The 25,395-nt window shown below is 51.3% G+C and carries 20 protein-coding genes, 1 tRNA gene and 1 pseudogene; 21 read left to right on the top strand and 1 reads right to left on the bottom strand.

Annotated elements, in window-relative coordinates:
- Window positions 1–143: 143 nt before the first annotated feature.
- The gene (locus tag AC0969_RS17015; RefSeq protein WP_479625345.1) at window positions 144–2,417 is read right to left on the bottom strand and encodes an Orn/Lys/Arg family decarboxylase; all 2,274 of its coding nucleotides are present in this window, start codon (window positions 2,415–2,417) and stop codon (window positions 144–146) included.
- Window positions 2,418–2,553: 136 nt separating this feature from the next.
- Between AC0969_RS17015 and AC0969_RS17010 the strand changes: the two genes are divergently transcribed.
- The 21 genes and pseudogenes from AC0969_RS17010 (at window position 2,554) to AC0969_RS16910 (ending at window position 24,855) form a co-directional block, all read left to right on the top strand.
- Entirely contained in the window at window positions 2,554–2,979 is a 426-nt protein-coding gene (locus tag AC0969_RS17010; RefSeq protein WP_479625344.1) for an NfeD family protein, read from the top strand.
- A 30-nt stretch (window positions 2,980–3,009) separates the two neighbouring features.
- Window positions 3,010–3,924, top strand: a complete 915-nt coding sequence (locus tag AC0969_RS17005; protein ID WP_479625343.1) for an SPFH domain-containing protein — start codon at window positions 3,010–3,012, stop codon at window positions 3,922–3,924.
- A 7-nt stretch (window positions 3,925–3,931) separates the two neighbouring features.
- The gene (locus tag AC0969_RS17000; RefSeq protein WP_479625342.1) at window positions 3,932–4,324 is read left to right on the top strand and encodes a DUF2237 family protein; all 393 of its coding nucleotides are present in this window, start codon (window positions 3,932–3,934) and stop codon (window positions 4,322–4,324) included.
- A gap of 38 nt (window positions 4,325–4,362) precedes the next feature.
- Window positions 4,363–4,453: transfer RNA gene (locus AC0969_RS16995), tRNA-Ser, on the top strand.
- A 297-nt stretch (window positions 4,454–4,750) separates the two neighbouring features.
- Window positions 4,751–5,242: pseudogene (locus AC0969_RS16990) on the top strand (FxDxF family PEP-CTERM protein); the annotation flags it as partial.
- A 309-nt stretch (window positions 5,243–5,551) separates the two neighbouring features.
- Window positions 5,552–6,748 carry an XrtB/PEP-CTERM-associated polysaccharide biosynthesis outer membrane protein EpsL gene (gene epsL, locus AC0969_RS16985; protein WP_479625341.1) on the top strand — a complete coding sequence of 399 codons (1,197 nt, stop codon included), beginning with the start codon at window positions 5,552–5,554 and terminating at the stop codon, window positions 6,746–6,748.
- 13 nt (window positions 6,749–6,761) lie between these two features.
- A complete protein-coding gene (locus AC0969_RS16980; RefSeq protein ID WP_479625340.1) occupies window positions 6,762–7,646 on the top strand; it encodes an EpsD family peptidyl-prolyl cis-trans isomerase in 885 nt (294 codons plus the stop codon).
- Complete coding sequence (gene epsE, locus AC0969_RS16975) at window positions 7,643–8,458, top strand: polysaccharide export protein EpsE (protein ID WP_479625339.1); 816 nt, start codon at window positions 7,643–7,645, stop codon at window positions 8,456–8,458. Before AC0969_RS16980 ends, epsE begins: the two co-directional genes overlap by 4 nt.
- A gap of 16 nt (window positions 8,459–8,474) precedes the next feature.
- Window positions 8,475–9,851, top strand: a complete 1,377-nt coding sequence (epsF, locus tag AC0969_RS16970; RefSeq protein ID WP_479625338.1) for a chain length determinant protein EpsF — start codon at window positions 8,475–8,477, stop codon at window positions 9,849–9,851.
- On the top strand, window positions 9,848–10,702 hold the full coding sequence (gene epsG, locus AC0969_RS16965) for a chain length determinant protein tyrosine kinase EpsG (RefSeq protein ID WP_479625337.1): 855 nt from the start codon (window positions 9,848–9,850) through the stop codon (window positions 10,700–10,702). The genes epsF and epsG overlap by 4 nt, the downstream gene beginning before the upstream one ends.
- 81 nt (window positions 10,703–10,783) lie before the next feature.
- Window positions 10,784–12,442, top strand: a complete 1,659-nt coding sequence (xrtB, locus tag AC0969_RS16960; RefSeq protein ID WP_479625336.1) for an exosortase B — start codon at window positions 10,784–10,786, stop codon at window positions 12,440–12,442.
- A 4-nt stretch (window positions 12,443–12,446) separates the two neighbouring features.
- A complete protein-coding gene (locus AC0969_RS16955) occupies window positions 12,447–13,724 on the top strand; it encodes an O-antigen ligase family protein (RefSeq protein ID WP_479625335.1) in 1,278 nt (425 codons plus the stop codon).
- Window positions 13,711–14,625, top strand: coding sequence for a glycosyltransferase family 2 protein (locus AC0969_RS16950; protein ID WP_479625334.1), 915 nt, complete (start codon window positions 13,711–13,713; stop codon window positions 14,623–14,625). Before AC0969_RS16955 ends, AC0969_RS16950 begins: the two co-directional genes overlap by 14 nt.
- A 3-nt stretch (window positions 14,626–14,628) precedes the next feature.
- Window positions 14,629–16,461 (top strand): WecB/TagA/CpsF family glycosyltransferase, encoded by a 1,833-nt coding sequence (locus AC0969_RS16945; protein ID WP_479625333.1) that lies wholly within the window; start codon window positions 14,629–14,631, stop codon window positions 16,459–16,461.
- Window positions 16,458–17,636: a glycosyltransferase gene (locus AC0969_RS16940; protein WP_479625332.1), complete on the top strand. Its 1,179-nt coding sequence runs from the start codon at window positions 16,458–16,460 to the stop codon at window positions 17,634–17,636. The genes AC0969_RS16945 and AC0969_RS16940 overlap by 4 nt, the downstream gene beginning before the upstream one ends.
- On the top strand, window positions 17,629–18,687 hold the full coding sequence (locus tag AC0969_RS16935; protein ID WP_479625331.1) for an acyltransferase family protein: 1,059 nt from the start codon (window positions 17,629–17,631) through the stop codon (window positions 18,685–18,687). The genes AC0969_RS16940 and AC0969_RS16935 overlap by 8 nt, the downstream gene beginning before the upstream one ends.
- A complete protein-coding gene (locus AC0969_RS16930; protein ID WP_479625330.1) occupies window positions 18,684–19,919 on the top strand; it encodes a lipopolysaccharide biosynthesis protein in 1,236 nt (411 codons plus the stop codon). The genes AC0969_RS16935 and AC0969_RS16930 overlap by 4 nt, the downstream gene beginning before the upstream one ends.
- 199 nt (window positions 19,920–20,118) lie before the next feature.
- Window positions 20,119–21,111: a glycoside hydrolase family 5 protein gene (locus AC0969_RS16925; protein WP_479625329.1), complete on the top strand. Its 993-nt coding sequence runs from the start codon at window positions 20,119–20,121 to the stop codon at window positions 21,109–21,111.
- Between the two features lie 61 nt (window positions 21,112–21,172).
- Entirely contained in the window at window positions 21,173–22,204 is a 1,032-nt protein-coding gene (locus AC0969_RS16920; RefSeq protein ID WP_479625328.1) for a glycosyltransferase, read from the top strand.
- A gap of 79 nt (window positions 22,205–22,283) precedes the next feature.
- Window positions 22,284–23,606 (top strand): UDP-glucose dehydrogenase family protein, encoded by a 1,323-nt coding sequence (locus AC0969_RS16915; RefSeq protein WP_479625327.1) that lies wholly within the window; start codon window positions 22,284–22,286, stop codon window positions 23,604–23,606.
- A 157-nt stretch (window positions 23,607–23,763) separates the two neighbouring features.
- Window positions 23,764–24,855 carry a nucleotidyltransferase family protein gene (locus tag AC0969_RS16910; RefSeq protein WP_479625346.1) on the top strand — a complete coding sequence of 364 codons (1,092 nt, stop codon included), beginning with the start codon at window positions 23,764–23,766 and terminating at the stop codon, window positions 24,853–24,855.
- Window positions 24,856–25,395 lie beyond the last annotated feature (540 nt).

Raw genomic sequence — 25,395 nt, 5'->3', positions numbered from 1 at the left:
TCTTGGTAAACCAGATGATGTCACTTCCCAGTGGCTGCGCCTACACCTTCACCCTCAAAAATTCGACTCCCAATCGACAGGAAATTACATCTTTGAGTGGTTGTGCAAGTGGCTCAATTAAATAGCAAGGAAATTTTGCGGGATTAGACCCTCACGCAATCCGCGAAGTAGTGGTGCTTGCCGTTTTCGTCCACTTCCTCGACCAGGCCGTGGATGTCGGTTTCAAATCCGGGGCACTGGGTGTTGAACTCGCGCGAGAACTTCAGGTAATCGACGATCTTCTTGTTGAACACTTCACCCGGAATCAGCAGCGGAATGCCCGGTGGGTACGGCGTGACCAGGCCCACGGTAATGCGGCCTTCCAGCTCGTCGATGGCCACGCGCTCGGTCTTCCGCAGGGCGATATGGGCATAGGCATCGCTGGGCTTCATGGCCGGGGTCAGGTCGCTCAAGTACATATCGGTAGTGAGCCGGGCGATGTCGTACTTGGCATACAGGTTGTGCAGGTGCTGGCACAAATCGGCCAGACCCATCTTTTCGTAGCGCCGGTGCTTCTGGCAAAACTCGGGCAGGATCTTCCACATCGGCTGGTTCTTGTCGTAGTCGTCCTTGAACTGCTGCAACGCGGTCAGCATGCTGTTCCAGCGGCCCTTGGTAATGCCGATGGTGAACATGATGAAGAAGCTGTACAGGCCGGTCTTTTCCACCACCACGCCGTGCTCGGCCAAAAACTTGGTCACGATGCTGGCCGGAATGCCGGTCTTGGCGAACTTGCCGTTCAAATCCATGCCGGGCGTGACGATGGTGGACTTGATCGGGTCCAGCATGTTGAAGCCGGTGGCCATCTTGCCAAAGCCGTGCCAGTTGGCCTTGGCATTGGTTTTGGATTCGCCCTTGATGATCCAGTCGCTGGCGCGGCCAATGCCCTCGTCCACCAGTTTGTCTGGCCCCCAGACCTTGAACCACCAGTCGGCGCCGTACTCGTCGTCCACCTTGCGCATGGCGCGGCGGAAGTCCAGCGCTTCGGCAATGCTCTCTTCCACCAGCGCGGTGCCGCCGGGCGGCTCCATCATGGCGGCCGCCACGTCGCAGCTGGCAATGATGCTGTATTGCGGGCTGGTGCTGGTGTGCATCAGGTACGCCTCGTTGAACAAATGCCGGTCCAGTTTGACGTTTTGCGAATCCTGGATCAGCACATGGCTGGCCTGGCTGATACCTGCCAGCAGCTTGTGGATGCTTTGCGTGGCGTACACCACCGCGTGCTTGGGGCGGATGCGTTTTTTGCCCATCGAATGGTAGGTGCCATAAAACGGGTGGAAGGCCGCGTGCGGCAACCAGGCTTCGTCGAAATGCAGGTTCTCCACATAGCCATCGAGCATGCCTTTGATGGTTTCGGTGTTGTAGAGCACGCCGTCGTAGGTGCTCTGTGTCAGGGTCAAGATGCGCGGCTTGACGGTGTCGGCATCAATATGCTGCAACAGCGGATTGGCACGGATCTTGGCCTTGATGGCGGCAGGCTCAAATTCGCTCTTGGGGATGGGGCCGATGATGCCGAAATGGTTGCGCGTAGGCTTCAAAAACACCGGAATCGCGCCGGTCATGATGATGGCGTGCAAGTTCGACTTGTGGCAGTTGCGGTCTACCACCACCACGTCGCCCGGGGCCACAGTGTGGTGCCAGACCATCTTGTTGCTGGTGCTGGTGCCGTTGGTCACAAAGAAGCAGTGGTCGGCGTTGAAGATACGGGCGGCATTGCGCTCGCTCTCGCCGATGGCGCCGTTGTGGTCGAGCAACTGGCCCAGCTCTTCCACCGCGTTGCACACGTCGGCACGCAGCATGTTTTCACCATAAAACTGGTGGTACATCTGGCCCACGGGGCTCTTCAGAAAAGCCACGCCGCCGGAGTGCCCCGGGCAATGCCACGAGTAAGAGCCGTCTTCAGCGTAGTCCAGCAAGGCCTTGAAGAACGGTGGCTGCACGCCTTCCAGGTAGCTTTTAGCCTCGCGGATGATGTGGCGGGCCACAAATTCGGGCGTGTCCTCAAACATGTGGATGAAGCCGTGCAGCTCCCGCAGAATGTCGTTGGGGATGTGCTGCGAGGTCTTGGTTTCGCCGTAGATGTAGATCGGTACATCCAGGTTTTTACGCCGCACTTCGGCGATGAAGTGGCGCAGGTTGAGCACCACTGGGTCGTGGTCCGGGCCGGGCGAGAACTCTTCATCGTCGATCGACAAGATAAAAGCACTGGCGCGGCTTTGCTGTTGGGCAAACTTCGACAAATCACCGTAACTGGTCACGCCCAGCACCTCCAACCCCTCCGTTTCAATCGCCTGGGCCAGAGCGCGGATGCCCAAACCCGAGGTGTTCTCAGAACGAAAATCTTCATCGATGATGATGATAGGGAAACGAAACTTCATGCCGGCCTCCAGCCAAATTAACACGGGTAAAACTCAAAACAGCCGCGAAGTGTAAGGACTTCGCATGAAGCCTCGGCGGCAGTCCGCTGTTTTGGTCCCAAAATGTGGCGATCGCAACACAACACAAGGGCGCGCAATGGCGGAATCGACTTTATGGTGGCTACTGGCCGGTGGAGCCGTGGTGATAGAACTGCTCACCGGCACTTTCTACCTGCTGATGCTGGCGCTAGGCTTTGCCGCTGCCGCCCTGGCCGCGTATGCCGGTGCAGGCATGGTGGCGCAAACCCTGGTGGCCAGCGCGGTGGGCGGCGGTGCCGTAGTCATTTGGAACCGCATCCGCAGCAAACACCCCAAAAACTTACCCGCCAGCGCCAACCCCGATGTGAATCTGGACATCGGCGAAACCGTGCAAGTGGATGCCTGGAACGCCGACGGCACCGCCCAGGTGCATTACCGGGGTGCCGAATGGACCGTGCTGCACCGCCCCGACCAGCACCCGACCCCTGGCCCGCACCGCGTCACCGAAGTCATCGGCAACCGGCTGCTCGTCAACAAACTGTGAAACACTCTTACACAACTAACCGGAGCCTTTATGGAAATTGCCATCGTCGTACTCGTCATCGCCGCCATCTTTATCAGCCGCACCCTGAAAGTAGTGCCCCAGCAGCACGCCTGGGTAATTGAACGGCTGGGCAAATACCACGGCACGCTCACCCCCGGCCTCAACTTTTTGGTGCCATTTATCGACCGCGTGGCCTACAAGCACGTGCTGAAAGAAATCCCGCTCGACATCCCCAGCCAGGTCTGCATCACCCGCGACAACACCCAGTTGCAAGTAGACGGAATTCTGTACTTCCAGGTAACAGACGCCATGCGCGCCAGCTACGGCTCAAGCAACTACATCATCGCCATTTCGCAACTGGCGCAAACCTCACTGCGCAGTGTGATCGGCAAACTGGAACTAGACAAAACCTTCGAAGAACGCAACATCATCAACGCCCAAGTGGTGGCCGCCATCGACGAAGCGGCCTTGAACTGGGGCGTCAAAGTGCTGCGCTACGAAATCAAAGACCTGACCCCGCCGAAAGAAATCCTGCACGCCATGCAGGCGCAAATCACCGCAGAACGCGAAAAGCGTGCACTGATTGCCGCGTCCGAAGGCCGCCGCCAAGAACAAATCAACATCGCCACCGGCGAGCGCGAAGCATTCATCGCCCGCTCCGAAGGCGAAAAACAAGCCGCCATCAACAAAGCACAGGGCGAAGCCGCATCCATCACCGCCGTGGCCCAAGCCAATGCCCACGCCATTGAATTGGTGGCTAACGCCATCCGCCAGCCCGGCGGTGAACAAGCCGTGCAACTCAAAGTTGCCGAAAAAGCCGTAGAAGCCTACTCCCGCGTCGCCGCCAACGCCCACACCACCCTCATCGTGCCCAGCAACATGACCGAGGTGTCGGCCCTGATCGGCTCCGCCATGAAGATGGTCAACACCAGCAAAACACCATAGAACCGCTATGGACAGCCCTGCCATCGAACACAACGTATTGGGCAACGAACTAGTGCCCTGCTCCTACGACCCGCTGACGGGCTATTTCCGCGATGCCTGTTGCCGCACCGACGAGACCGATAGCGGTTCGCACCTCATTTGTACAAAAGTAACCGCCGAGTTTTTGGCCTTCTCGCTGGCACGCGGCAACGACCTGAGCACACCCCGCCCCCAGTGGCGCTTTGCCGGCCTGCGCCCCGGAGACCGCTGGTGCCTGTGCGCAAACCGCTGGAAAGAAGCCTTTGAAGCCGGCGTGGCCCCACCCGTGGTGCTGGAATCCACCCACATCCGGGCGCTGGAATTCGTTTTACTAGAAGACCTGGAAAAACACGCCGTGCCCGGCAGAAACGCCGCACACTGAAAATACGGCGCAAATAGCATGCTAGAATTTGAGGCTTAGGAACGGTGGATGAGTGGTTTAAGTCGCACGCCTGGAAAGCGTGTGAGGGTTAATAGCCCTCCGCGGGTTCGAATCCCGCCTGTTCCGCCAATTTGAGGCCTGTCGTGTAATGCGACAGGCCTTTTTAGTTTTTGTACATCCAGCGTAAAGCTGCCAAGTGGACTTACTAAATAGGCTTACTTGTAAGATTTCTTCCATTTGTGTGTAAAAACACTACAAAAAAGCACCTTGCCCTAGCCGATCGCCCAAATAAACGACTAGCTAGGGTTAACACTAGTAATAACATGGGTTTGTGTCTGGCTGCGTACATTTTTATGCAGGGCTTCCAGCACTATCGAAGGAATTTAAATGCGTAAATTCATGATTGCACTGGGCACAGCGGCCCTATTTGCAACCAGCTTCGCCACACAAGCGGCAACCACCAACATCGGTGAATTGACCAGCCTAAGTGACGATGGCTACAGCGCGCTGGTTGGCTACTCCCGGGGCAGTTTCAGCGAAGTGGTGTCTTTTGACATTGCCAGCGATACCAGCTCGTTCAGCGTACTGGCCTCCAAAACCAGCTTCAGCTTACTGAACTTGATCAGCGGATTTAGCGCCACCCTCACCGGAAGCAACGGATTCTCAACACTGCTGTCGTACTCCTCTGGTGCTATTGGCGCCACATATGGCCAAGTTTTGGGCTATGAAAGCAGCCTTGCCGCAGGGCATTACGACCTTACCTTCTCAGGCACAGCATCAAGAGCCGGTAACTTCGTAGTGGCCTTGGCCGCACCAGTGCCAGAACCCGAAACCTATGCCATGCTGCTGTCGGGTTTGGCACTGCTTGGCGTTGTGGCACGTCGGCGCAAAAAGCACCAAGACACGCTCGCGGCTTAAAACCCCGCCGCTCTTAAAAAGGATTGCGCTGCAATCCTTTTTTTTCGCCTGCACCCACCATCAAAACAACTTTATGGCGTGAAAAAGCCCATCGCCACACACAATCAGATACAAGTCGTAAGTAAATAGAAACGCCCAATCGACCATGCATAATGACATGCAATTAGGTCAAACCCGTACCCGATACCCTGCAAGTCAGGTCTGAAAAAATAGCCACAAGGGAGCGCTAGAATTTTGAAAGCGATACAGCATCGCCCTGCCCCAAGAATCTACCTTCGGCCCCAAACCTAAAATCCAACCATCTAAAGCATGTTTGCCCAACGCGTTTGTTCTCTTGCAGTGGCACTGCTAACTTGTCTCTGCATGGCACACGCCAGGGCAGAAGGTGACGACACACTAACGCTCAATGCAGCCTACGCGCTGCAAACCGACAGCAACCTATTTCGCCTGCCGTCCAGCACACGCTCCAGCACACCCAACGCCTCGGAAAAAATTGGGGTCACCACATTCGGACTCAACCTCAACAAAGCCTATAGCCTGCAACGCGTTGAACTCGCCGTCAGCCTGATTGACTCGGAGTACCAAAACAACAGCTACCTCAGCTTTGTGGCACACAACTACGCCGCCGCATGGCGTTGGAGCGCCAGCCCGGAACTCCAAGGCAACCTAACCCGAACCTACAAAGAAACCCTCAACAGCTTTGCCGACAACCCCGCCAGCAACATACGCAACCAGCGCACCGACACCAACACCCGTCTAGACGCCACCTACGGGCTTGGCGGCCCTTGGCGCGTGGTGGGTGGTTTTTCAACCACCGTTCAAAACAATGTGCAGCCCATCGCCGCAGAGGGCAACACATCCACCACAACGGCAGAAGCCGGGCTCAGCTACGTATGGGCATCCGGCAGCGCGCTAACCTACGCATTCAAAGAAAACAGCGGCGAATACACCAACCGCGCACTGCAACCGGTCGCCCTGTTTGACGACAGCTTTCGCCAGCACGACCATGAACTCAAGCTACGCTGGCTGATCAGTGCCAAAAGCACAGCCGAAATCACCGCCACCCACATCAACCGCACCCACCCACACTACGGGCAGCGCAACTACAGCGGCATCAACACCCGTGCCCGCATCGACTGGGCCATATCCAGCAAATACAAACTCACCGCCAACTGGACGCATGAACTGGCCAGCTACCAAACGGGCAATACCAACTACACCAGTACAGACCGCCTGACCCTCGGCCCTGTATGGCAAATCAGCCCCAAAACCACGCTACGCCTCAGCTATGAAATGGCCTTCCGCCACTACCAGGGAACGCCCACCAGCGCCGCCGCAAGCCAGCGCAGCGACACCGTGCGCGATGCCAGCCTGTCACTCGATTGGCAGCCCTACCAGTCGCTCATCTTGAGCACCACGCTGCAAAACTCCAAACGCACCTCAAACCAAGCCAACCTGGACTACGACAGCAACATGGCTACGTTTTCAGCCCAATACAGCTATTGACGTGCTAAAACCAATGGACATCCCCCGCAAACTGGTCCCCACACTCTTAGTGGCCGCCCTCACCCTCGGGCTGGCAGCATGTGAAAACAAAAACAAGCAAGAAGTCGTCACACAAGTAGCCGCAAAAGTGGGTTCTGAAGAAATATCGGTCCACCAGATCAACCAAGTACTTCGCCACGCCAACACCGACGCCCCCCAAACGATGGGCCCCGAAGTGCTGGAAAAGCTCATTGACCAGCAACTCGCCATCGGCCAGGCCATAGCCCAAAAACTAGACCGCGCCCCCGACGTAGTGGCCGACATAGAAGCCGTCCGGCGCGACATAGTGGCCCGGGCCTATTTAAAACAAATCACATCGGGCCTTACCCCATCCAGCGCAGCCGATGTCCAAAAATACTATGCCGAACACCCCGCCCTCTTCACAGAACGGCGCATATTCAACATAGAAGAAATTGTGACCCCCAACACCACCGACACGGAGGCGCAATTAACCCGCCTGGCAACAGACGCAAAATCCATAGCCGAAGTATCAGACTGGCTAAAAAGTAAAAACATCCAGTTCACCGGCGGCAACACCACCCGAACAGCAGAGCAGCTTCCATTAGAACTACTGGCAAAAGTGCACGCCCTGAAAGACGGCCAAAGCACCATATTAACCAGCCCCAAAACCATTACCTACCTGCGAATTGCATCATCCCAACGCGCCCCCCTGGCAGAAGCCGTGGCATTACCGCGCATAGAACAATTCTTAAATAACCAGCTAGCCGCTCAAGCCATCGCAACCAAGCTCAAAGAACTAAGAGCCAACGCAAAAATAAGCTACATGGGTGAATTCGCAAAAATAGATGCGCCGAAATCCCCAGCAACCGCCGCCACACCAACAGGAAACACCCCATGACACAGCGCCTACTTCAGCATGCCAAACTGGTATTTTCTTTACTGCTTATTCTGCTGCTGGGTCAACAAGCGCAAGCGCAAGCGCTACCCGACTACCCCTTAGGGGCTGGTGACTCCATTCGCATACAGGTTTTCCAAAATCCCGACCTTACGGTGGAAACCCGTGTATCTGAAAATGGCGCCATTACCTACCCCCTCATTGGATCGGTCAAATTGGGCGGAATATCCATCACAGAAGCCGAAAAAATCATTGCCAATGCTTTGCAAAAAGGTGGCTTCATTCAAAAGCCACAAGTCAACATCGTACTGGTGCAAATACGCGGCAACCAAGTTGCCGTACTCGGCCAAGTCAACCGCCCAGGCCGATTTCCACTAGAAACCGCCAATACCCGGCTCAGCGACATGCTGGCTATGGCCGGTGGCGCAACCCCCGTAGGCGACGACATAGCCATCGTCACCGGCATGCGCAGCGGCAAACCCTTCCGCCAGCAAATCGACATCCCCTCGATCTACCTGACAAACAAAGTACAAAACGACCTCGTTCTGCAAGGGGGCGACAGCATTTACGTACACCGCGCCCCGGTTTTTTATATCTACGGCGAAGCACAGCGCCCTGGGGCCTACCGCATAGAACGCGACATGACCATCATGCAAGCCCTGGCCCTGGGTGGCGGCCCTACCGTCCGTGGCACAGAAAAGCGCCTGCGCCTGCACCGCAAAACAGCTGACGGCAGCATCCAACAGCTTGAGCCACAGCTCACAGACCCGCTCCAGCCGAATGATGTGATTTACGTCAAAGAAAGCTTGTTCTGACCCGAACACCTATACCATGACACTGCAACAATTTCTACTCATACTGAGCGCGCGATACAGAATAATTTTATTAACGCTTTTACTGACGGTAACCGTAGCAACGTCTTTAAGCTTAATACTCCCAAAACAATACAGCGCAAATGCAGCCATAGTGGTTGATGTTAAGTCGCCAGATCTTGTTACAGGCCAAGCTATTCAAGGCCTCATTGCGCCAAGTTATATGGCGACGCAGATAGACATCATCAACAGCGACCGAGTCGCAGTAGCTGCCGTAAAACTCTTGCACATGCAAGAAAATCCATCCGTCAAAGAAAAATGGATACTGGCCACTGGAGGCACGGGAAAAATAGAAGACTGGCTTGCCGAATCTCTTCAAAGAAATCTTGACGTAAAACCTTCGCGGGAAAGCAATGTCATCAATATTTCATACACTGGCACAGACCCAAATTTTGCGGCGGCCGCAGCAAATGCATTTACCCAGTCATACATAGATGTCAATCTGGATTTGCGTCTTGCACCCGCACGCCAATATGCAGCATTTTTCGAGGAGCAAACCAAGACTGCCCGAGAAAAACTTGAAACATCACAACAAGCACTATCAAATTACCAGCAAAAAAATGGCATTACTTCTGCCGATGAAAAATTCGATTTTGAAACTGCCAAACTCAATGAGACTTCAAGTTTACTAACAGGCGTTCAAGGTCAAACAACTGATAGCCAAAGTAAACGTCAAAATATTAAAAGTGACACAGTCGCGGAGGTAATGCAGAGCCCCCTAATTAACGGCCTGAAATCAGATATTGCCCGCCTAGAAGCAAAACTTAATGAAAGCAATGGAAACCTGGGCAAGAATCATCCTCAAACCCTGCGAACAGAGGCTGAGCTTGCAACACTAAAAAATCAATTAAATACAGAAATCAGAAAAATAACAGCATCTATAGAAACTGCATACCAAGTTGGAAAACAACGTGAGCAGCAAATTCAGGGAGCATTAGCTGCACAAAAAGCTCGCGTACTCATACTCAACAAGCAACGCGACGAACTAAATGTATTGCGTCGAGATATTGAATCTGCACAACGGGCTTTTGAAGTCGTAAGTCAACGCGCCTCACAGACAAAAATAGAAAGCAAAACTGATCAAACAAATATTTCACTTCTAAACGCAGCATCACCCCCAAGAGCCCCATCCAAGCCGCGTGTTTTTCTAAACATTTTATTATCCATTTTTCTTGGAGGCTTCATGGGAATTGGTTTTGCGATTACAGCAGAATTACTTAAACGCCGAATTCGATCAACCAATGATTTGGTTGAGGCATTAAATATCCCGGTACTTGGTGCCATCGCATCCACTCCTCGCGCATTTAAAAAAACCAAAAATGGTGCTCGGGCATGACCAATTCAATTACAGGGCCAACCCGCTCCATTGGCGACATATTAATAGCCACTGGAAGATTAAGTACCGAAGATGCGTCACGTATCATGACGCTCCAGAAAACGGATAAACTAAAGTTTGGCGATGCTGCGCTTGCACTAAAGCTTCTAACAAAAGAAGACATTGACTACGCCCTCTCTCAACAGTTTGATTACGCATACCTCTCAGACCAAGATAAAAGCCTGAGTTCCGCACTAGTTGCCGCATACAAGCCATTTAGCCGCATCGGTGAAAATCTGAGGGCACTACGCAGTCAATTAATGCTGCGTTGGTTTAATACCGATCCTTCGAGAAAAATGCTGGCCATAGTAAGTCCAGGAAAATCCGAAGGCCGCAGTTTTATAGCCGCCAATCTAGCCGTGGTATTTGCACAGCAAGGACAACGGACCCTCTTGATTGATGCCGACTTACGTACGGGTAGCCAACACACGCTTTTTAAGCTGGGAAATAATGCTGGCTTATCCGGGGTATTGGCTGGGCGCGCAAGATTAGAAACCATTGTGCGCGTAGTTGGCTTACCTAGTTTGGCCGTCTTACCCGCAGGTGCCACCCCACCGAACCCGCAAGAACTGCTGGGTCGCCCTGCTTTTGAGGGCCTTCTGAGGCTGGTTACGCAACAGTTTGACGTTGTCATTATTGATACTCCCGCCGGTTCTGATTTTGCTGATGCAGAAATAATTGCCGCTCGTGCTGGTGCTGCGTTAGTGGTTGCACGAAAAAATAAAAGCTCACTTCCGCAGACGACTTTACTAGCCCATAGATTACAAAACAACGGCGTAACATTGGTTGGTTCAGTGTTGAATGATGATTGAACATCAACCAACAGTTTCAAAGCATCTAAAAGGCAACCAAAATCTTGCCGTTTTGGATGACTCAATACGACTAGGTGGGTGATGCTATTTTCCCGCGCACAAGCGCAGACCCTTCGCCCCTGGTTTGGTATTTTTCTCACCTTTTTACCCGTTATTTTTGGCATTTTTTTGCTGTACATCCCAAGTTTGATTGACCTTTTTCAAGGCATCTGGACTACAGAAACACAAATCCACGGACCTATTGTCTTGGGCATCTCATTGTGGTTACTTCACCATAACTGGGACGAGATGATTAAAAAAACAAAAAAAAATTCACCCCAACTATGGGGATGGATAGTAATTTCTTTAGGTTTATTGCTATATGCAATAGGTCGATCACAAGGAATATTAAGTCTTGAAATAGGCTCGGTTATTTGGTTTCTGGCAGGAACCATACTAATCTACCATGGCGCAGCAGCACTCAAAGTCCAATGGTTCGCACTATTTTTCATGCTGTTTATGGTGCCATTGCCTAGTGGATTGGTTGATGCCATCACAATGCCAATGAAACTTGCCGTCTCCTATGTGGCGGAACATTTTTTATACGGGTTGGGCTACCCCGTCGCACGCACAGGAGTCATGCTACAAGTTGGCCAATATATGCTGCTGGTGGCAGATGCATGTGCGGGCCTGCACACACTACTCACACTAGAAGCTCTTGGTTTACTCTATCTAAAATTAGTGCAGCGAAAATCCTCCATTCGCAATTTTGGTTTAGGTCTACTCATTATTCCAATATCCTTCACGGCCAATGTAATCCGCGTCATTACGCTCTGCATGATTACATACTATTTTGGTGACGCAGCAGGTCAAGGTTTTTTACATGGATTTGCTGGCATCTTATTATTTATTAGTGCATTGCTATTAATCATAGGAACCGATGCCCTCTTGCACACCTGCTTTTCCCCAAAGATTATCCCGAACACTGCTCCCCCCATGTACGGGCAACCGCGCTTAGCCTCAGAAGAAAATATACAGGCATTTCGCAAACCAATAAGCTATGCAGTGGCCTACGGGTTACTAATGCTATTAACTACTGGATTAGCTTGGAGCCTTACCCCTACACATCGCATTTCATCCATGAATCCGATTCGGATCGAAAAGGCTATCCCCGCAATATTTGGCGACTGGCAAATGGAGCCCAATACACTCCAAGCCATCGTTAACCCGCAACAAACGGAACTACTCAAGCAGATATATAGCCAAACCCTGTCTCGCAGTTACAAGAACACACGTACAGGCGAGAGAATAATGCTCTCTATCGCTTATGGTGAAGACCAACGCGACAGTATGCAATTGCACTACCCAGAAGTGTGCTATCCCGCCCAAGGCTTTCAGGTGCTAACGAACCATCAAGGCACCGTACAGACAGCGCAGGGGGATATACCGGTGCGACGACTGGAAACGGTGTTGAACAACCACCACTTAGAACCCCTTACCTACTGGGCCATGATCGGTAGCACCGTGGTGCTTGAGGGTACACACAAAAAGATAGCAGAATTACGTTATGGACTTCGCGGTCAAATCCCAGATGGCTTGGTATTTCGCGTGTCATCTATTGATACCGCAACCCCGCATGCATTCCTGCAACACGAAACCTTTATAAATGCACTGCTGAATACTTTACCAGCCGACTATAAACTTAGATTTGCAGGCATTACGGCAAAACGCGTCATCGCATCGGCAGCTATTGGGATCTAATATGGTGAATAAATTTTCCCACTGGCTTGCTGGAAAACCAAAAAAATTATTATCAACCCAACAACATACTGCAACAATAACATTATTTCTTATATTCGCGAACTGCTTAAATATCCTCCCCCCAAATTTCACATTTGATGGAGCATCAGAATCTGGAGTGGATGGAAGTTTTTTCAATCAAGCTTTTTGGCTAATAGTGTTAGCCACATCACTATTCACCCTTACAAACACATCCCGTATAGACAGCGGCTTTTATATAAAAGCTATACCATTATTTGTTTTTTGTGCACTGATGATTTTTAGTACATTTTGGTCGCTTGCACCAGAAATTACTTTTCGACGCGCCATCTTACAATTAATTGTAGTAGGAAGTATTTTAATAAACATATCAAAACTCCAACGCACGGAGCAAGTATTCATAATACTTTACCACGCCGCCTTTACTACATTATTTTTCGAGCTCATTATGGTAATGCGCCCCAATGGGTTTGACGAGGATGGACTTTTTCGAGGAATTCATCCTCAGAAAAATGTTTTAGGATTAGTAGGTGCAATATCAATTATTACAGGCTTCTGGATTCTTAAATCCGATGAACTCTGCAATAAAAAATGGAATATCATTTACTTACTTACATGGGTAGTACTTCTAGCATTATCTCGATCCAAAACATCTTTAGGCCTAATATTAATTGCACCAGCTATTGCACTCAGCTCACGAGAAATATCACGCCGTATCGGCATAGGGATTGGTGGATTGATATTTATTTTTACAGCAATTTTATACAGCATATTTTCAATATTTTTCATTCTTGGATTTGATGTCCTAAATGAAATTGGAAATATCATTCGTAAAATTGGATTTACTGGCAGAGATGGTATATGGCAATTCTTAATCGCGCGATTTCTTGAAAACCCTTGGATTGGTCATGGTTACGGTGGATTTTGGGACATCGGCCCTAACTCGCCAAATATTCGCTATGGCACAGGTTTTATTCCAATGATAAATCAAGCTCATAATGGATATCTCGACATACTACTATCTCTCGGCATGCTAGGCTACCTCACTTACACCATAGTTTTTATTGGCTTCCTTATCTGCCTAAACACTTCAGAAAAAAATAAAAAAAGCAGCGTCATATCTATTTCATGGACGCTCATGATATTTTCACTCTTGCATAATTTCACAGAAAGTTCACTAATTAGAGGGAACTCTTTAGCATGGATTATCCAAATTATTGCAATGGCAGTCATTTACAGAATGGCAAATAATGTACGAAATTGACGTGAAAATCTCGATATGCCTTTGCACATTCAAGCGGCCCAGCCTCATGGCAACCCTGGAAGGAATTGCGCAACAAGTTTTGCCGCCGGGCTTGGCCGTGGATGTGGTGGTGGTCGATAGTGACCTGGCAGGCTCTGCCCGGTCAATGGTGACCTTAGCCCAAGCACAACTACTGCCCACCATTCACTATGCGGTTGCAGCACGGCCTGGTGTGGCCGAAGCGCGTAATGCCGCCGTCGCGGCGGCCCAGGGAGATTGGCTCGCCTTTATTGACGACGACGAAGTTCCTAACGCCGACTGGTTGGCCGCACTGGTCGCCTGCGCAGCAAAGTACAAAGCACAAGTCGTATTCGGTGCCGTGCAAACCCTTTATCCAGAAGGCTGCCCAGACTGGATCAAAGCCAACGACTTGTTCGGCAAAACCATTGCCCCAACAGGTACGCCAGTGGCGCATGGCCCCACCTGCAACACCTTGGTGGCACGCGCAGCCTTGGCAGGCGAGAGCCATATATTTGACGTCGCATACGGCACTACAGGCGGAGAAGATACCGAACTGTTCAACCGCTTGTCGGGCAAAGGCATACGCATGGTGACCTGCCGCGAGGCCATCGTCAGCGAAACCGTAGAAGCCCACCGCCTGAACCGCACATTCCTGCTGCGCAAAGCCGTGCGCGTGGGGGAAACCTACTTCCGCATCTTTTTTGCCGATGCGCCGCCCTTGCGCCGCAACACACTGCTGCTCAAAGCTGGTGTGCAATGGCTGGTCGCCAGCGCCATCGCCTGGGGTATGCGCCCCTTCGGCTTAGGCCGCTCCATGCAGTTTCAAATCAAAGCAGCAGCCAACCTGGGCAAGCTGCGTGCGGCCACCGGCTCAGCCGCCGTAGAACTCTACAAAGGTTAGTAGATGCGCATTCTGCATATCGTTCGCCAATTTAGCCCCGCGATTGGCGGCCTAGAAAACTTCGTTCAGTGTTTGGCTAAAGCCCAATTAACCGCAGGGCACCAACCCGAAGTGCTAACGCTCAACACCGTATTCCACCTAGACAGGCCACCGTTAGCGGCCACGGAAACGATCCAGGGCATACCTGTTCGCCGCATTCCCTGGCGGGGTGGCAGCCGGTATCCGCTGGCCCCGTCCGTAGCGTCGCATCTGCAAGGCTACGACATCATCCATGTGCATGCGGTCGACTTTTTTGCCGACTTTCTACCCCTGATCCGCCCACTGCACAAAACACCCTTGGTGCTATCGACCCACGGCGGGTTTTTCCACTCCACCTATGCGTCGCGCCTGAAGAAAATTTTCTTCAACACCGTGACCCGCTGGAGCGTGCGTGGCTACCAACTTGTGATTGCATGCAGCGAAGGCGACCACGCCATGTTTCTACCCCTCTGCCAGCCTTGGCTGCGGCTCATTGAAAACGGGGTAGATATTGAGAAATTTGCCGACCTGGGTGCACCCCACTTCGCCAACCGCCTACTGTTCATTGGCCGATTTTCCAACAACAAGCGGCTAGACCTACTGCTACAAACCCTGCACCACCTCAGACAACAGGCACCGGATGCCTACCTGACCATCATTGGCCGCGATTGGGACAACAATTTGCAGCAAATGCAGCAGCGCATCAGCCATCTGGGGCTGCAAGCACATGTCAGCATCTTGCTGAACCTGGACGACAACGCCATCCAGGCCCAGATTGCCCAGCACTGCTTCATCGCCAGTGCCTCCGACTACGAAGGCTTTGGCATGACCCTGGTAGAAGGCATGGCCGCCGGCCTAGTCCCCATTGCATCGCCCATCAGCAGCTTCAAAAAAATTATTGACGCAGCGGGTATTGGCCATTTGGTGGACTTTCATGCACCCGAAGCCGCTGCAAACAGCATATTTACCTACACCCAGCAGCTAAAGGCGCACTACCCAGCCGCACGCGCCAAAGCCATGCATGCTGCCGCCCGCTACGGATGGCCGGGCACCGCTGCGCGATTCATGCAGATATACGAAGAAGTGCTGGGCACACACACACGCAACATACAAGGTGTGGCCATAGATGCCCGCAGCGGTGCCGAGGTCATACAGGCCATTGAACAAGCCGTAGAGCAACGCAAGCCACTGCACATCGCCATTGCCAACGCACACACCATCAACCTGGCACGCCAAATGCCAGCCTACCGCGACCTGCTGAAACACACACTGGTGCTCAATGACGGTGCAGGCGTCAATATTGCAAGCAAGTGGAAATACCGTCGGCCATTTTGTGAAAACCTCAATGGAACCGACTTTGTGCCACGCCTGCTAGCCACCACCCAGCGGCCACTTCGCATTTTCTTGCTCGGCGCACGGCCAGATGTGGTCGAGCGTGCGCACACACAATTTTCACAACGCTATCCACAGCACCAATGGCTGGGCTACCAAGACGGCTTCATCGCCCCCGCAGACGAAGCCGCCGTGTGCGCCCGCATCCGCGCCACCGTCCCCGACCTGCTACTGGTAGCAATGGGCAACCCACTACAAGAAAAATGGATAGCACGCTGTGCAAGCAGCACGGGCGCTAGCGTATGTATTGGCGTAGGAGCCTTGTTCGACTTTACCGCCGGGCAGGTCCATCGCGCACCGCTATGGATTCGCCGCATCCAGTGCGAATGGGTGTACCGCCTACTCCAAGAACCTGGCCGCATGTGGCGCCGCTACCTAGTTGGCAACCTCACATTTTTATGGGCCGCAGCACGCGACAAAGTATGAACACATCCAACCCCAAACCCTTGGTGCTGCACCTGGCAGTCGATTACCCCAACACATACCGGCCTGAAAACACCCTTGCAGTGCGCAACTTTGTGCAGGCAAATGAAGAGCTTGACTACCTCGTGATCGCCTTGACCCGCACCGCCAACCCCATGCTGGCAAGCCAAACCCAAGGGGACGGCAAAGGCGACGAGCGCGTCATCTCTATGCGCTATTGGGGTTTGCCATTTGGCATATTGCTGGCACTGTCCATGTTCATCGTGGCTTGGCGCGTGCACCGCGAAATCAAGCGCAGAGGCCTACAGCCCGCACTGGTACATGGCCACAAACTCACATTTGAAGGCTTGGCCGCATGGTGGCTGGCCCGCTGGCTACACATCCCCCTGGCCTTATCCATCCGTGGCGAAGCCGAATCCAAAATCCTGCGCTTCAAGCCGCACTACCGCCCGTTTCTGCAAAAAATCTTGTCAGACGCCGTGCGCGTGTACTACGTATCGGCCTGGTTCAAGCCGGTGCTCAACCAGCATTTCCGCATGCGCGCCGACCAGCAACGGCTACTACCCAACTTTGTCGCCCGCAGGCCCGCAGGCGAACCCGCGCCGCTGCAGCCAGACAGGCTGCTCACCGTGCTCGACATAAACGTCTACCGCAAAAAAGGCCTGGACCGCTTGCTACCCGCCTTCCGCGATTGCCTAGCCACCTACCCCCATGCGCATTTGGATGTAATTGGGCGTGGAGAGCCCGCCGCCATCAACGAAGTGAAAGCATTGATTGAAAAGCTGGGGCTGAACGACTCCGTATCGCTATTAGGCCCCATGCCCAACAGTGCATTGCAAACCAAACTTCCCGCCTATGCAGGCATGGTGCTGCCTAGCCACAACGAAACCTTTGGCATGGTCTATGTAGAGTCGCTATTGGCTGGTGTCCCTATACTGCATTCAAAAAACACTGGGATTGATGGATTTATTAATTCTGTTAGTGCAAGGGTCGCAGTAAATCCGCTAGAACAATCATCCATATATAACGGACTTATTAAATTACTTGAAAATCAAATTTTTTTCAGAAAATGGTTAACAAAAAATTCAATTAATATAGCCCAAGAATTTCACGCAGATCAATACAAAAAAGATTATCTTGAAATTTTCAATAAAAAACTAATAAATAAAAATGACTGAAAAAAAAATAAAAAAAAGAATAATAGATGGCCTCGACTCTCTTCGTTTCATTGCCGCAATTTGGGTGATATTTTCACATGGAGCACGACTACCACTAGCGGAAATTTTAAAAAAAGAAAATCCTCTAGAACTAGTTTTAATCTCAATAAATAATGGCTTATTTAACGGGGTTGCAGCAGTAGTAGTCTTCTTCATAATATCAGGCTTTGTAATACATTGGCCCAACATACAAAAATCTGAATTCGATACATCAAGTTACTACAAACGAAGACTAATAAGAATAGCCCCCCCGGCATTAATTCTTTATTTAATTTGCTTTGCAAATGGGCCAATCATAGCGCATCAAGCAGAAGAAGTCTTATGGAGCATTTATTGTGAAATCGCATACTACTTACTTTATCCGGCACTACACAAATTATTCAATAAATTTAACATCAAAAACATCCTCGCACTAACATTTATAATATCGCTTGCAGCAATATCACTAAACCTTAAAACCCTTTACTTCGGATCTCTATATTTTCCGGCCCTAATATTAATAGGATTACCAATATGGATTTCAGGCTGCCTCTTAGCTGAAGTTGTTTTTTTACAAAAAAAAACAACTTCCATTGGATTAAAAATATGGCAATGGAGATTGTTAGCAATTATTATTTCCGCAGCATTAAAGGTGCCAGTTACACATGGATCAATAAAATTAGGGTACCCTGCAACCCATTGGATTTTTGCCATTTACGCATTCTTTTGGATAAAAAATGAAATTGAATACTACTCACAGAATCCAACCAATCGCTTCACAGAACTGGGTGGCAGAGCATCATACTCACTTTACTTAGTCCACAATCCAATAATATACATATACTCAGCCACAGGATTTTTAGGCATTTACTTTTATGAAAATATAGAAAAAACAATAGCAACCATAACAATCCTCTGGATAATTAAATTAATTTCAATCTTAATAGCATCATATGCATTCTATTCCATGATAGAAATCCCATTCCACAGGATGGCCCGAAATTTCGGAAAAGAAAAACAAAAAAATCAATGAGAAAAAAAATTGCGATCTCCATTTTCGACCAAGCCGTTATTTCCGCATTCAACTTCGGATTAACCTTGTACTTGATTAGATTATGGTCACCAGAAGATTTTGGAGTTTTTGCATTAATTACTGCGGCATCTATTTTTGTAGCCATGCTGCAAAATGCATTGGTCAACACGCCCCTGGCGGTACACCTGCCCCTGGCCCACTTAGAAGCAGATAAAGATGTATTGCGTCGGGTTTTTTCTGCTGCAAATATAGTTTTATCGCTACTGATTTTGCTTGTCAGTGGGGGCGGCTTACTGGCTTGGCTTGGGGCATCGCACATGGCGCTCGTGCTCGGAGCCAGCCTGTATATGGCGACCCAAAGCGTGCGGGAGTATTACCGTGGATTACTAGCGGTAGAAGGCAAACTAGACGCATTGCTGCTGGCAGACTTGGCCTACGTGATTGTGTCTATAGCTTGCCTAGGCTATCTGCACTGGCGGGGTGACGCACTTTTACAAACTGTATCAACTTTTTTATGGGTGCTGGGTGCGGCAGGCTTTTTGACCATATTGCGCCACCTAGTTCCACGCAGCATGCCTGCACTGCGGGCTCTACCAAAAGAAATAGTGGGCGTTTTCAGGCCACAAATGCATGAAATTCGCTGGAGTTTGTTAGGGGTAATCACAACCGATGTGCAAAATAGGGGTTATATTTTTATTGCTGCGGCTGTTTTTGGCCCCGCAGCCGTAGCGCATTTGCAGGCCGGTCGAATTTTCTTTGGCCCGCTTAATTTGATTACGGGTTCTTGGGCGCGCATTGCCCGCCCCCAGCTGGCAGGAATGATTGGTAAGGGTGAGATTGAAAAATTCCACGCCACATTACACCGGGCTTTATGGGCATTTTTTGCTTTTAATATTTTATTTTTGGTTTTTTTATGGGTGGCATGGCCACATTTATCAACCCTTGTTTTTGGAAACAAATACCAAGGCTTAGGCACCATGATCGCTGCTTGGGGCGTGGCCAACATAGCATTTCAAATTCGATCGTGTCTTAGCATTGGCGTACAGGCCTTACGGCGCTTTCGGGATTTGACGCTGGCCACAATTTATGGTGCTGTTGTTTCCGTGGCGCTGGTGGCCGTGGCATGCTATGTGCATCAACAAGAATGGTTAATTGCGTCAGTCATCGGAGGCGAGTGCATTGCAATTTTTGTAGTGGTTAATATTTTGCGACGCCATGTACCAAAAAGTTAAAAAATAATTTCTTCAAAAAGTTGCATATTTACGATTGCACATTTCATATAGAAATTATTTTCCATCAGAAAAAATATAATTTAAAGCCAGCGGTGCAATCTATGGTCAATTATCGGGGTTGTGTGTCCGGCCACAGCCGCTCTCTTAATCGGTGCAACGGGTGCCGATTGGGTTATTTTGCCGGACATGGAGAAATCTCATGAAGATACGAATCTCTAGGGTTCTTTTGTCTGCGGCACTGGTGTTTGCCCCTCTGGCGTCTGCATACGCAACTTGTGCCGCCCCGATACGCGGCATTAATTTAGTGCCCTTACCCACCGGTTGGTACAACGGTGCTGTGGAGTTAAAATTTCCTTCTGCCGCACATATTGCTTATTACAAAAGTGTTGGCATAAATACCATCCGCCTGCCTATTGTTTGGGAAACCATTCAACCCACCTTAAATGGTGAGCTCAACGCCCGTTATCTTAAGAATGCAGTTGATTTTCTGGATATTGCCAATGCCCAAGGCATGAAAGTGCTAATTGATTTGCACAATTATGGCCGCTACCAAGAGAAAATCATTGGAACAGCAGATGTCCCTGCTACGGCCTTTAATGATGTATGGAGGCGCTTGGCAGGTGCATTTATATTGCATCCTGCTGTATATGCCTACGGATTAATGAACGAGCCACATGACACCAACGGTCTATGGCACACCGTGGCGCAATCCGGAGTCAATGGTGTTCGTGCCATTGATACAAAAAAACCTATTTATGTTGGCGGCGACAGCTGGAGCAACTCGCAACGCTGGCCCCAAGTCAACCCCACACCATTTGTCAATGATCCTTCCAATTTGATTGTTTATGAGGCCCATATTTATTTTGACGATGATTTCAGTGGCCGTTATAAAACACCCATTGGCAGCACCGATATGACAGCCCGCGCCGCCCAGCGCCTGCAACCATTTATCACGTGGCTGGCCACTACCGGACAACGCGGTGCAATAGGGGAAACAGGTGTCCCTATGGATGACCCACGCTGGTTATTAGCATTGAAAAAATTTTTAGATATGAGCGATGCAGCCTGTTTAGACTGGTTCATTTGGGCCGGAGGTGGATGGCGTGAAACCTATGAGTTGTCACACGAACCGATTGGGGGTGTTGATCGCCCTCAAATGACGTTAATCCGTTCTTGGATAAAAAACAAATAAACTACTATAAATCTGCAATTCCAACTACGGGATTGCAGATATTAAAAACCCAAAGGGAAACATGTACTCAGGAACTAAAAAACTACTTATCGTCGCCCCCTATCGGGATGAAGATGCTTTTTTAGAAAAAATGGCGCAAAAACTTGGCGCAAAAATTGACTTCCTAAATTATAAAACTAATTTAAGTGTATCGCGTAGCACTTGGCGCAGACACCTCGTCATATTAGCAATGGCTTACAAATCCACCCAAGTCAGCAAAGACAAAGATTACATTATTTTTGGCGAACAATTTGTAGGTTTGTATTACGCATTTTTCAAGAAGATTTTATTCTGGCAAAGTAGCAAATCTCGCAGCATGGTTCTGCAATTAATTTATAATCGAAAAAATGGGTTTTTAGGCAGTGTTTATAAAAAAATATACAAATGGCTAATATCATCATCTGATCTTAATTTCCTCATCTGCCACGCATCCCTGGAACGCGAATATTACAATAATGAATTCGGGAAAAAAGTAGGCGAAAAAATATTCTTCGTACCCTTCGGCAGAAACGAATCCATTAAAACCCCTGCGATTGAAGTGTCCGCTAAAAATAGCTACTTTTTCTCAGGCGGTACAAGCAACAGAGATTACAAAACCCTCATCAATGCATTCAGGGGTATTTCTGAAAACCTCACCATCGCATGCCATGCCAATGACATCAAGGGTATTGAATTACCTCACAACGTAACGGCATTGCACAATGTGTTTGGCGCCGACTTTCAGAAATATATTGATGGAAGTTATGCAGTGATACTACCCATCTTGCATACCGATGTTTCGGCCGGTCAGCTTGTTTTAATAGACGCCATGCGGTCGGGCAAAGCATCTATTGTGACCACTGGCAGTTGTATGGATGACTATATTGATACCACATCTGCAATTGGCGTACCCAAGCAAGATGTAAATGCACTGCGTGCGGCAGTGGTGTCTTTGGGTAGCAATGCCGAATTTTGCAAATCTTTGGGTACTTCTGCAAAAAAACAATACCATCAAAGCTTTACCCGACGTGCTTTTGCGGAGCGGCTATGCGATGTAATGCAAGCACAAAATTAATATTCATTTCTGCCCCATTCAAGTGAATAAACTTGACGGCAATAATTAACTGGTTTTTCGTTTTCAACAGGATGATTTCATGAAAATTACTGTCATTGGCACTGGCTATGTTGGCCTGGTATCAGGTGCATGCCTCGCCGAAGTCGGCAACGACGTTCTCTGCCTAGATGTAGACCCCGCCAAGATCAAGACGCTGGAAGACGGCGGTATCCCGATTTTTGAGCCGGGCCTGCAAGAAATGGTGCACCGCAACGTCGCTGCGGGGCGCTTGCACTTCACCACCGATGTGGAAAAGGCGGCGCACTTTGGCACTATCCAGTTCATTGCGGTGGGCACACCACCGGGTGAAGATGGTTCGGCTGATATGCAATACGTTACGGCGGCCGCACGCAATATCGGCAAGTACATGACCGACTACAAGGTGGTGGTCGATAAAAGCACGGTGCCGGTGGGCACGGCCGATGCGGTGAAAGCGGCCATTGCCCAAGAGCTGCAAAAGCGCGGTGTAGACACGCCTTACAGCGTGGTGTCGAACCCCGAGTTTCTGAAAGAAGGCGCGGCCATTGAAGATTTCATGAAGCCAGACCGCATCATCGTGGGCTGCGACGACGAACAAGCCGCACTGAACATGCGGGCGCTGTACGCCCCGTTTCAACGCAACCACGACCGCCTGATCGTGATGGATGTGCGCAGTGCCGAGCTGACCAAATACGCGGCCAACGCCATGTTGGCCACGCGCATCAGCTTCATGAACGAGCTGGCCAATCTGGCCGAAAAGCTGGGTGCCGATATTGAGCAGGTGCGCAAAGGCATTGGCAGCGACCCGCGTATTGGCTACGACTTTTTGTACGCGGGCGCGGGCTATGGCGGCTCTTGCTTCCCCAAGGATGTGAAGGCGCTGATCAAAACAGCGGCTACCGACGCGGGTATCGACATGCAGGTGTTGATGGCCGTAGAGCTGGCCAACGATGCGCAAAAGCATGTGCTGGGCAACAAGGTAAAAGCGCGCTTTGGGGCCGACCTGACAGGCAAGCACTTTGCACTGTGGGGCCTGGCTTTTAAGGCCAACACCGACGATATGCGCGAAGCCACTAGCCGCGAGGTGATTAAGGATTTGCTGGCCGCCGGTGCCACGGTTACCGCCTACGATCCGGTCGCCATGCCAGAGGCCCAGCATTGCTTTCCCAACGAGCCGCGCCTGCGCTTTGCCGACAGCCAGACGGCGGCGTTAGAGGATGCAGACGCCCTGGTGATCGTGACCGAATGGAAAGAATTCCGCAGCCCCGACTTCGCCACCATCAAGGCCAAGCTCAGGCATCCCTTGATTTTTGATGGCCGCAACATGTACGACCCCAAGCTGGTGCGTGCGATGGGCTTTGAATACCTGGCAATTGGGCGCTAGTTGGGCGCTAGCCGCACAAAAAGTTACCCAATATGGGGGAAAACCGCCTTGCATTTATCCATATTGCGGTAACTTCAACGCCAAGCTTGGGGCATGATGCCGAAGCTTCGTTCACGGAAGTTTGTACAACTTGTAAGGAATAACAATGGCTAAGGGAATGATTCTGGCGGCTGGTCAAGGAACGCGCGTACGCCCCCTGACCAAGAACATGCCCAAACCGATGGTGCCGATTCTGGGCAAGCCGGTCATGGAGTACCTGATCGAGCATTTGGCCAACTACGGCATCAAAGAGATCATGGTGAATGTGGCCTACAACCACTACAAGATTGAGCAGTATTTTGGCGACGGCCACCGCTGGGGCGTGCAGATTGGCTATGCCTACGAGGGCGTGCGCGAGCATGGCGACGTGATCCCGAAGCCGTTTGGCTCGGCCGGTGGCATGCGGCGTATCCAGGATTTCAGCGGTTTCTTTGACGAGTCCACGCTGGTGCTGTGTGGCGATGCGCTGATTGACCTGGACATTGGTGCGGCGCTGCACGAGCACAAGTCCAAGGGGGCGATTGCCAGCGTAGTGACGCTGGATGTGCCGCGATCGGACGTTTCCAACTACGGCATTGTGGTGGCCGATGCGGAGGGGCAGATCCAGTCTTTCCAAGAAAAGCCCTCGCCCGAAGAAGCCCAGTCCACCCTGGCCAGCACGGGTATCTACATCTTCGAGCCCGAGGTGATCGACATGATTCCGGCGGGCAAGGTGTACGACATCGGCTCTGAGCTGTTTCCGCAGCTGGTGGCAGAAAAGCTGCCGTTCTATGCCCAAAAGCGGTTTTTCAACTGGATCGACATTGGCCGTGTGAGTGACTATTGGGCGGTGTTGCAGCGGGTGTTGCGCGGCGAGGTGGCGCAGATGAATATTCCGGGCCGCGAGGTAAGGCCGGGTATCTGGGTGGGGCTGAATACCGCGATCGCCTGGGACCAGTGCAATATCCAGGGCCCGGTGTATCTGGGGTCGAGCGTGCGGGTGGAGCCCGGCGCCACCATCATCGGCCCCTGCTGGATTGGCCACGGCAGCCATATCCGCTCGGGCGCCAAGGTGACCCGCAGCATTCTGTTTGAGTACACCCGCATTGCGGCGGACATGCATTTCAACGAAATGATCGTGTCGCCCAACTACTGCGTAGACCGCAACGGCGACACCTTGTACCGTGGCGACGAAACCGCCCAGCTGCGTTGGGGGGATGCCCGGGCCTGATTGGGCACGCACCGTAGGTGGCGGCCCGCCCCTCACCCCAAAACCCTCTCCCCGAAGGGGCGAGGGAGCCATACCGGGGCCCGCATGACTCCCTCCCCTCCCCGGGGGAGGGTTGGGGTGGGGGTTTGCCAGGCTCCACTACGGCATTGCAGGAAGGTAAATCTCATGCCTTTTATGCCGCTAGCGAATATAGCGCCTACGCAAGCAGCTACTTAATTTGTAGCACCCCGGTATTAGCAATGATCTGGCTTTTGGCGGCAGGCAGAACGGGTTTTGCTAGCACCCCTTCGGGCCAAAATAGGCACGCACCGTGTATGCCCGCCCGCCCCCACCCCGGCCCTCCCCCGAAGGGGGAGGGAGCCACACGGAGTCCGGCTTCACTCCCTCCCCTCCCGGGAGAGGGTTGGGGTGGGGGGCTGCCAGACTCCACTACGGCATAGCAGGAAGGTAAGTCTCATACCTTTTAGGCCGCTAGCGCATATTCCACCTGCGCTAGCAGCTATCTAATTTGCAGCACCATGACCGATGGCACTATCTGTG

This window comes from Rhodoferax sp. LB1P47, assembly GCF_056521445.1.
Note: the sequence above shows the minus strand (reverse complement) of the source record. Positions and strands in the feature narration are given on the sequence as shown.

Coding starts and splice junctions, on each gene's coding strand:
- AC0969_RS16925 (WP_479625329.1), top strand. CDS start 20,119: ATGAAGATACGAATCTCTAGGGTTCTTTTGTCTGCGGCACTGGTGTTT.
- AC0969_RS17010 (WP_479625344.1), top strand. CDS start 2,554: ATGGCGGAATCGACTTTATGGTGGCTACTGGCCGGTGGAGCCGTGGTG.
- AC0969_RS17000 (WP_479625342.1), top strand. CDS start 3,932: ATGGACAGCCCTGCCATCGAACACAACGTATTGGGCAACGAACTAGTG.
- xrtB (WP_479625336.1), top strand. CDS start 10,784: ATGCTATTTTCCCGCGCACAAGCGCAGACCCTTCGCCCCTGGTTTGGT.
- epsF (WP_479625338.1), top strand. CDS start 8,475: ATGACACTGCAACAATTTCTACTCATACTGAGCGCGCGATACAGAATA.
- AC0969_RS17005 (WP_479625343.1), top strand. CDS start 3,010: ATGGAAATTGCCATCGTCGTACTCGTCATCGCCGCCATCTTTATCAGC.
- AC0969_RS16945 (WP_479625333.1), top strand. CDS start 14,629: ATGCGCATTCTGCATATCGTTCGCCAATTTAGCCCCGCGATTGGCGGC.
- AC0969_RS16915 (WP_479625327.1), top strand. CDS start 22,284: ATGAAAATTACTGTCATTGGCACTGGCTATGTTGGCCTGGTATCAGGT.
- epsL (WP_479625341.1), top strand. CDS start 5,552: ATGTTTGCCCAACGCGTTTGTTCTCTTGCAGTGGCACTGCTAACTTGT.
- epsG (WP_479625337.1), top strand. CDS start 9,848: ATGACCAATTCAATTACAGGGCCAACCCGCTCCATTGGCGACATATTA.
- epsE (WP_479625339.1), top strand. CDS start 7,643: ATGACACAGCGCCTACTTCAGCATGCCAAACTGGTATTTTCTTTACTG.
- AC0969_RS16910 (WP_479625346.1), top strand. CDS start 23,764: ATGATTCTGGCGGCTGGTCAAGGAACGCGCGTACGCCCCCTGACCAAG.
- AC0969_RS16935 (WP_479625331.1), top strand. CDS start 17,629: ATGACTGAAAAAAAAATAAAAAAAAGAATAATAGATGGCCTCGACTCT.
- AC0969_RS17015 (WP_479625345.1), bottom strand. CDS start 2,417: ATGAAGTTTCGTTTCCCTATCATCATCATCGATGAAGATTTTCGTTCT.
- AC0969_RS16980 (WP_479625340.1), top strand. CDS start 6,762: ATGGACATCCCCCGCAAACTGGTCCCCACACTCTTAGTGGCCGCCCTC.
- AC0969_RS16950 (WP_479625334.1), top strand. CDS start 13,711: ATGTACGAAATTGACGTGAAAATCTCGATATGCCTTTGCACATTCAAG.
- AC0969_RS16930 (WP_479625330.1), top strand. CDS start 18,684: ATGAGAAAAAAAATTGCGATCTCCATTTTCGACCAAGCCGTTATTTCC.
- AC0969_RS16920 (WP_479625328.1), top strand. CDS start 21,173: ATGTACTCAGGAACTAAAAAACTACTTATCGTCGCCCCCTATCGGGAT.
- AC0969_RS16940 (WP_479625332.1), top strand. CDS start 16,458: ATGAACACATCCAACCCCAAACCCTTGGTGCTGCACCTGGCAGTCGAT.